The organism is Brevundimonas sp. NPDC055311 (assembly GCF_053645695.1).
The window spans coordinates 1-1,358 of the sequence record NZ_JBSHMV010000012.1; the positions used below are offsets into that span (position 1 = coordinate 1).

1 protein-coding gene is annotated in these 1,358 nt (G+C 74.3%); it reads left to right on the plus strand.

Annotated elements, in window-relative coordinates:
* Positions 1-1,358: TonB-dependent receptor domain-containing protein (locus ACWIDZ_RS15975; RefSeq protein WP_453990390.1), on the plus strand; the 1,358-nt coding region annotated here is incomplete at both ends.

A 1,358-nucleotide genomic window follows, 5' to 3' on the forward strand; every position in this document is an offset into this window, starting at 1 on the left:
GGCGAGGCCAGCGTGTCGCTACGCGCCTCGGCCTATGACGAGGAGCGCGGCTCGGGGCTGGCCGGGGCGCGATCCAGCGCCAGCGGCCACCTGCTGTCCGCCACGGCGGCGCGGCGGGCGCAGGAGGGGCGCTATGGCTGGCGCCTGCAGGCCTGGCGGCGCGAGAGCGACTTCGCCAACACCTCCGTCGCGGTGGCGGCGGACCGCAGCGCGACCACGCCGGCCAACGACCAGTATGAGACGCCGGCGACCGGTTGGGGCGTCAACGCCGCCCTGCGTCGCTCGACGCGGGACGTCGCCGGAGGGCGGCTGGAATGGGAGCTGGGCGCCGACGCCCGCTTCAACGAGGGCGAGACGCGCGAGCGCTTCCGCTTCATGAACGGCGCCTTCACCCGCGACCGCGTAGCGGGCGGCGAGACCTCGGTGGCGGGTCTCTACGGCGAGGGTTCCTGGAGCGACGATCTGTGGCTGGTGGCCGGCGGCCTGCGCCTGGACGGCTGGCGCAACGAGAATGGTCGGCGCCGCGAATGGGACCGGGAGACGGGCCTGCCCACGCTGGACGAAACCGACCCCGACCGTTCGGGCGAGGTGGTCAGCGCCCGGCTGGCGGGGCGCCGCTTCATCGGCCGCGGGTGGGCGGCGCGGGCGGCGGCCTATTCCGGCTTCCGTCCGGCGACGCTGAACGAGCTGCACCGACCGTTCCGCGTCGGCAACGACCTGACCGAGGCCAATGCGGCGCTGGTCCCCGAAACCCTGCAGGGGGTGGAGGCGGGGCTGGCGTTCGAGGGGCCGATCTCGGCCCTGGGCGTCAATCTGTTCTGGAACCGGATCGAAGACGCCATTGTCAACGTCACCATCGCCGAGGGGCCGGGGACCTTCCCCCGCGCGGGCTTCGTCCCCGCCGGCGGCGTGCTGCGCCAGCGTCAGAACGCCGGGACCATCGAGGCCACGGGGATCGAGCTGACGGCGCGCCAGACGCTGCGCCAGGGGCTGCATCTGAACGGCGCCCTGTCGATCACCGACGCGCGGATGGACGGCGGCTCGGCGGCGCCTCAGCTGACCGGACTGCGTCCGGCCCAGGCCCCGATCTGGAGCGTCGTCGGCGGGGTGGAGTGGCAGGCGTCGGACCGGCTCGGCCTGGCGGTCCAGGCCCGCTATGAGAGCAAGCGGTTCGAGGACGATCTGAACAGCCGCGTGCTGGACGCCGCCGTCGCCGTGGACGCCCGCGCCGAATGGCGCGCCGGCGCACGCACCGTGCTGTGGCTGGCGGCCGACAATCTGTTCGACGCCGAGGTCGAGGTCTCCGAAACCGCCGGCGGCGTCGCCGGCTACGCCCCGCCCCGCACCCTGTCGCTGGG